This window comes from Spongiibacter sp., assembly GCF_984394615.1.
Genome location: NZ_CFHTQA010000016.1, coordinates 61328 through 67799, shown reverse-complemented (window position 1 = coordinate 67799; position 6472 = coordinate 61328). Strand labels below are relative to the sequence as shown.

The window sequence follows — 6472 nt, the reverse complement described above, 5'->3', positions numbered from 1 at the left end:
GTCATCATCGTTTGGATACATTATGCGCGCATTTCTTACTCTGCTTCATCGATATTTCGGACTGACTATTGCTGTCTTCCTGATTATTACAGGGCTGACTGGCGCCGTAATTTCCTGGGATCATGAGTTGGATGAGTGGTTGAACCCTCATCTTCTTGAGGCCCGTACGCCGGGGACTCCGCAAAGCGCTACGCAGCTGGCCACGTTGATAGAGCAGCAATATCCTGCGGTGCAGGTTACCTACTATGAATTAGCTGCCGAGCCGGGTCACTCGTATTACTACTGGGTGGAGCCCAGAGTGAATCCAGAAACAGGAAAGCTGTTCAAGCCCGGATTTAACCAGGTGTATGTGGACCCGGTATCCGGAGAGGTGTTAGGAACGCGTGAATGGGGCGCGGTGTGGCCGATTACCACCGAAAATTTTGTTTCGTTTCTCTATAAGCTGCACTTTAGCCTGCACATTCCCGAGTTCATGGGAACCGACCACTGGGGGCTCTGGCTGCTTGGGGTGATCGCGCTTATCTGGACGCTGGACTGCTTCGTGGCATTTATTCTGACCTTGCCGAGACGTAGGCGTAGCAGCGGGGAAGGTCTGCGAGCCAATGGAGGTCGTGGGCGCAACTACTGGCAGCGCTGGAAACCGGCGTGGAAAGTGCGCTGGCGGAATGGGCCTACAAAGCTCAACTTTGATCTTCACCGTGCTTTCGGTTTATGGACCTGGGTGCTGCTGTTTGTTATCGCGTTCACCGGTTTCTCCCTGAACCTTTATCGAGAAGTCTTCTTCCCGGCAATGTCACTGGTTTCTGATGTAACGCCAACGCCGATCGATGAGCGGGCACCAGCCCCGCACGATGCTCCCATCGAGGCCAGCTATGGTTTTGCGCATGCGATTTCTCTAGGCCAGCAGGCTGCTGACGAAAAGGGTTGGTCAATGCCGGTTGGCAGCATCTGGTATGCCAGAGAATTTGGTATTTACCGGATTGAGTTTTTCGATGCGGAATCCGGGCACGGTGCCGGCGGCGTCGGTCACCAGGCTGTCTTTTTAGACGCGAAAAGCGGAGAGCCACTTGGCGATTGGCTGCCATGGCAGGGAACGGCAGCCGACCTCTTTGTTCAGGCCCAATTTCCCCTGCACTCCGGTCGGATTCTGGGCTTGCCGGGACGCATCCTGATCTCGGTGATGGGTGTTGTGGTTGCCATGCTGAGTGTTACCGGGGTGGTGATCTGGTACAAACGGTACAGTGCTCGCCGCAGTCGGCGGCGCCTCGCAATGGTTCTGCCTTCGTCGACGTAATCGCTGGTCCGTGTTTGCTTCTCTAGCAACTGCCGCAGGCGCTCTTTGCCCTGCGCGCAGTAGCATTTCTATCACCGCTTAACGACGGCTATCCGTTTGTCGGCCGCTGAACCGCTGTCGACGACAATGCCGCGCAATGCCGTCTGTCACGAATCCGAGGCAGAGCACACCCCGCTTTTGTGGTTCACTACTTACACGTTGAGATCCCAAGATCTTGGCGGTGATGTACGGCACCGGTTTTCTGCGAAGCATAAGGAGCGTGGTATGAAAGATTTTCCTGCACATTTTCAAGAGTTAAACGAGTGGATGGGCAAGCTGGGGGTGGAGATTCCCGAGGTGATGCAGGGCTTTGGGGCGTTGCACGAAGCCAGCCTGAAGCCCGGCGCGCTCGATACCAAAACCAAGGAGCTGATTGCTCTGGGTATCGCCATTACTGTCCGCTGCGATGGCTGTATCAGTTTTCACGTGCACGATGCCATGGAGGCCGGAGCGAGTCAGGGGGAGATTGCCGAGACGGTATCGGTGGCGATTCTGATGGGGGGAGGTCCGTCTGTGGTCTACGGCATTGAGGCCATGCAGGCGCTCAGCCAGTATCAGGAGCGGGGCTAGTAAGCCTTGCCTGCGAGGGGCGTTTCCCCTTGCAGGCGGTAGGCGGGACAATGGCGAATTCCAATCTCTGCCCGGCACTGTAGTTGGCAATCTCGATGAGCGACAAGGGGGCGCGTTAGTGCGTTGGCACCTCCCGACAAAATCTGTTCTCTGGGAACTAAAAGGCGCGGTGGACTTGGTTAGTCTATGGGCCAGTATTTGAAAGCAGTCTCGGAGACCTTATGACAGGCGAGCAAAGCCCGGTGGATATGCGCAATGTCAGCTTTCTGGAGCCCTTTGGCGAGGCGGCGGCGCTGCCTCCCGAGTCTGTATCCTGGCGCGTGTTCAAGAATCCCGTCGCCATGTTTATCGGCGGTATCACCGCAACGGTTCTGGAGCTGGCTGAACCGCGCATTCGTGCCGGGGTATGGGATCACACCAGTTTCCGCGATCAGCCATTACCGCGCCTTAAACGCACTGGTTTGGCGGCAATGGTCACGGTCTACGGCGCCGAGTCAGTCGCCCGCAGATTGATTCGCGGCGTCAACCGCCAGCATGCTCAGGTAAAGGGTGTCGATGAGCATGGCCGCGAATATAAAGCCCTGCAAGCGCCGTTGATGAACTGGGTGCATACCACGGCGTCTTTCGGGTTTTTGCAGGCCTACTGCCAGTTTGTGTATTCCCTGCCGCAAGCGGACCGAGATGCCTTTTACTCGGAAGCGCTGGCGAGTGCGGCCATGTACGGCGCGCCGGGTTGTCCGCACAGCGAGCAGGAATGTGACGAGCACTTCAAGGCAATGCAGCCGCAGCTCGGCCCGACGCCGGTTATTGCGGAGTTTCTCGCTATCATGAAAGAGACGCCGGCATTGCCCGGTCTGCTGCGCCCCTTTCAAGGCATGATGATCCGCGCCGCGGTGTCGCTGATACCCGAGACCTTGCAGCAGCAGCTTCAACTCGAGAAAGCAGCCCGTCTGCGAGGTTGGGAGCGCCTTATGATTCGCTATCTGGGCTACTTGGGCGATCGCATTGTTATCAAGCAATCACCTGCTGTGCAAAGCTGCCAGCGTCTGGGTCTCGATCCCAAGTATCTCTATCGTTAGGCGTATCTCTATCGCTAGATTAGCCCTGCCGGAACATGTCGGCAGTTTATTCGGCAGGCCGCGTTACTTTTTCGTGGATTCTGTCGACGCCGGGCAGTATGGTTCCTGTGGCTGTGTTCGATTTATGACGCGGCCTGACCCTTGTCAGCAGGTTCCGAATGATATTTCACAAGCGTCCCTCCCGTTCCTCACACCGCAGTCGCGGTAAAACTCTGGGCGTGCCCGAACTGGTCGCGATTGCGCTGGGTGGCATGGTGGGCGGCGGTATCTTCACCATTCTGGGGATATCTGTCGCGATGGTCGGTGTGTTCACGCCGGTGGTTATTCTGGTGGGTGGCCTGATTGCGTCGCTCGCGGCCTACTCCTATATCAAGCTGGGTGTGTACTACAAGGATGAGGGCGCCACCTACTCGTTCTTCAAACGCACATTTCCGGGCTCGCCGTTTGCGGCCTCGCTGATCGGCTGGTGGATTATCTTCGGCTATATCAGCACGCTGGCATTGTATGCCTATACGTTTTCCTCGTATGCGATCAGCCGTTTTGCCTTCTCCGACAGCGAGATGGTGCGCAAGCTGGTGGCCGGTGCAGTGATTGCGGTCTTTACGCTGATTAATGTCTGGAGCGTGAAGGGCATGGGCAAAATCGAGGATCTGATGGTGTATACCAAGCTGGTGATTCTCGCGATTATTTCCTTTGTACTGATTAATAACAGCCAGACCACGCTGCCGGTGTTGCTGGAACAGCAGGGCGAGGTCAGTATGATCTCGGTGCTCATCGTCGCCTCGCTGACCTTTGTGGCCTACGAGGGTTTTCAGCTGGTGATTAACGCGGTGAACGAAATGGACGAGCCGGAACGGAATATTCCGCGCGCGATTTACTCGGCCATTTTCATCGCCATTCTGATTTACTTCGTCATTTCGCTGGGGGCCATCCTGGCGATTCCCTTTGATGAAATCATCGCCAATGAAGAGTATGCGCTGGCGGCGGGAACCAATAATGTGCTGGGCCATTGGGGCACCGATCTGGTGGTGCTGGGCGCGATGTTAGCCACCAGCAGTGCTATCAGTGGAACGGTGTTTGGCGCGTCGCGGCAGATGGCGGTGATTGCGGCGGACGGGTTTTTCCCTGCGGCGTTGGCGACGCGCAAGAACCGTATTCCCGTGTATGCGATCCTCAGCATGGCGGCGTTGGCGTTCGCCTTGATTCTGGCAGGCAGCCTGCAGATGATTCTGGAGTTTGCCAGCGTGACCTTCTTGCTGGTGTCGCTGTTGATGGCCTATGCCAACTTTCGTATTCGGGCGCAGACCCAGTCGTCGCTGCTGGTGACCGTGATCGCGTTTCTGGGCTTGCTGGTGGGGACGGTGCTGATTTTCAGCTACGAATACCGGAACCAGCCCGAGCAGTTGGTTTTCATTGTCACGCTCTATGCGATACTCAGCGTCGGCTCGTGGTTTTTCTCGCGAAAGCAGCACCGCCGCTACCCATCCTGAATGCTGGGAACAGAAGGCTATGGACGATACGCTGGTTCGTTACGCGCACTTTGTCGGCATCATGCTGCTGGCTGCGATGCTGGTGGCGCAGAATCTCTTGCTGTCGCACCGCTTGCCACGCCGCGAACTGCGACGTCTGTTGTTGCTGGACCGGGTCTACGGTCTGGCGGCGATGATCATTCTGGCAGCAGGTTTGCTGCTTTGGTTGATGGTAGGCAAGGCGTCGGCCTTTTACAGCGCTAATCCGCTGTTCCACGCCAAGCTAGGTTTGTTTGTGCTGGTGGCCGTGATGTCCTTGTTTCCGACGGTTGCGCTGCTCAAGTTGCAGCGACAGGCCGGCGACGTACTGGCGGTTTCCCCGTCAATCGTGCTGATTAAACGCCTGGAGCTGGTGTTGCTGATGATCTTCCCATTGCTGGCGGTGCTCATTGCCAAAGGCGTCGGCAACGGCTGAATGGCCTTGCCGACGGCAACGCTGCTCAGAAACTCAGGCTGAGACTCTCCCCGCTTTCCACGTCGACATACTCAATTTTGCTGGTGTTGAAATTCAAATCCACAAAGAGATGGCAGTAGTACTCGCCGTGGCGCCAGGCCATCGCCACACTGGAATCGTTGGAGTAGTTCAGTTCGAAGTGGCCGTCGAATGCCGGGTAATTGTTTCTGAAGCGCATGAGCGCCAGCAGGCGTTTGACGACGGGTTTCTCGACCTCGTCTTCCACCTCTTCCAGACTGTAGAAATGCCGGTTGATATCGCGCAGCTCGCCGGTTTCTTCCATCAGCTCGGGGTCGTTACAACCGGCAAACAGGCCAACGTAATACACCTGAGGAATACCGGGCGTGAAGAACTGGATAGCGCGGGCGGCGATGTAGGCATCGTCGTTCTGCATCAGTGCATCGTAAAACGTACAGGTGAGCTGGTAGATGGCGCCGACACTGTGAATGTTCGCTGCCGAGCGACGCATGATCGGGTCGGCGCTGCGGGCATCGATGTTGTCGATCAGCACGCGGATTTTTTCGTCGGGCAATACGCCTTCGACATCGGGAATGCAAATACCGTCGTGAGTATCGAGCACAGTGACCATATTGCGCGGACACATGCGCAGCCAGTTTTTCAGATAGACGCTGTTGGCGTCGAGCAGTGAATAGAGCAGCAGGGGTGGCAGCGCAAAGCCGTAGGGGTGCATATTGCGGCGCGCGATAGCGTACTGATAGCTGGTGTGGTCGTGCACTTCGGGCAGGCATTCGGCGCCGTGTTTATAGGCCACCTCGTTAATCCAGTCGAGGATACGGTAGACCTCGGGCTCGACCAGAAAGCAACTGGTGCCGATGCGCTTGGTGGTATAGCCAAAGGCATCCAGTCGCAGCAGTTTGACACCCTTGCCGGTAAGAAAGGCGATATAGCCTTCCATCAGTCGGTAGGCCAGTTCCGATTCGTAATTCAGATCGATCTGCTGCTCGGTGAAGGTACACCACACGCGGGTGGTGTCGCCGTTGGCGAGCGTCACTTCGCGAAACGGTTCCTTCTCTTTGCGGATATGAATCTTCGCCATATCGTCCGGGCTGATGTCGCCAAACTTGTCGACGTGGACAAACAGCTCCGCGTATTCGGAATCGAAGCCCTTGGCAATGAAGTCGGTGAACTCCGGCGATTCGTCGGAGATGTGGTTGACCGTCAAGTCCACGCAGAGATCGTATTCCGCTGACAGCGCTTCGATATCATCCCAGTTGCCAAAGGCCGGATCGACTTCCTTGTGCGTCAGTGGCGAGAAGCCGTTGTCTGCATTTGACGGAAAGAACGGCAGAATATGCAGGCCGCAAATGGCGTCGGACAGGTGCGTATCCACCACGGTTTTGAGGTCTTTCAGATCCTGCCCAATGCGGTTGGGATAGCAGATGAGTTGAATGCCGTTTCTCAGCGACATGATGTTCTCCCGCGTGTTATTGCTTGTTGTGCCGGGCGGTATGACGACCGCCCGGTGTTTCCGGTGCCTGGTAGAGTT

At 56.6% G+C, this 6472-nt stretch carries 6 protein-coding genes; 5 read left to right on the top strand and 1 reads right to left on the bottom strand.

Annotated elements, in window-relative coordinates; genetic code table 11:
- The 5 genes from AC5DB9_RS08260 to AC5DB9_RS08240 all read left to right on the top strand — a co-directional run.
- Positions 1-1294: PepSY-associated TM helix domain-containing protein (locus AC5DB9_RS08260; RefSeq protein WP_491732040.1), on the top strand; the 1294-nt coding region annotated here is incomplete at its 5' end.
- Between the two features lie 264 nt (positions 1295-1558).
- Positions 1559-1903 carry a carboxymuconolactone decarboxylase family protein gene (locus AC5DB9_RS08255; protein ID WP_272990685.1) on the top strand — a complete coding sequence of 115 codons (345 nt, stop codon included), beginning with the start codon at positions 1559-1561 and terminating at the stop codon, positions 1901-1903.
- A 221-nt stretch (positions 1904-2124) separates the two neighbouring features.
- Entirely contained in the window at positions 2125-2982 is an 858-nt protein-coding gene (locus AC5DB9_RS08250; RefSeq protein ID WP_272990688.1) for an oxygenase MpaB family protein, read from the top strand.
- 158 nt (positions 2983-3140) lie between these two features.
- A complete protein-coding gene (locus AC5DB9_RS08245) occupies positions 3141-4472 on the top strand; it encodes an APC family permease (RefSeq protein WP_272990689.1) in 1332 nt (443 codons plus the stop codon).
- A gap of 19 nt (positions 4473-4491) precedes the next feature.
- Positions 4492-4926, top strand: a complete 435-nt coding sequence (locus AC5DB9_RS08240; protein ID WP_272990692.1) for a DUF2214 family protein — start codon at positions 4492-4494, stop codon at positions 4924-4926.
- Positions 4927-4951: 25 nt separating this feature from the next.
- Here the strand turns inward: AC5DB9_RS08240 and gtfA are convergent, their stop codons facing one another.
- On the bottom strand, positions 4952-6394 hold the full coding sequence (gene gtfA, locus AC5DB9_RS08235) for a sucrose phosphorylase (protein WP_272990695.1): 1443 nt from the start codon (positions 6392-6394) through the stop codon (positions 4952-4954).
- Positions 6395-6472: the final 78 nt, after the last annotated feature.

Coding starts and splice junctions, on each gene's coding strand:
- AC5DB9_RS08245 (WP_272990689.1), top strand. CDS start 3,141: ATGATATTTCACAAGCGTCCCTCCCGTTCCTCACACCGCAGTCGCGGT.
- gtfA (WP_272990695.1), bottom strand. CDS start 6,394: ATGTCGCTGAGAAACGGCATTCAACTCATCTGCTATCCCAACCGCATT.
- AC5DB9_RS08240 (WP_272990692.1), top strand. CDS start 4,492: ATGGACGATACGCTGGTTCGTTACGCGCACTTTGTCGGCATCATGCTG.
- AC5DB9_RS08255 (WP_272990685.1), top strand. CDS start 1,559: ATGAAAGATTTTCCTGCACATTTTCAAGAGTTAAACGAGTGGATGGGC.
- AC5DB9_RS08250 (WP_272990688.1), top strand. CDS start 2,125: ATGACAGGCGAGCAAAGCCCGGTGGATATGCGCAATGTCAGCTTTCTG.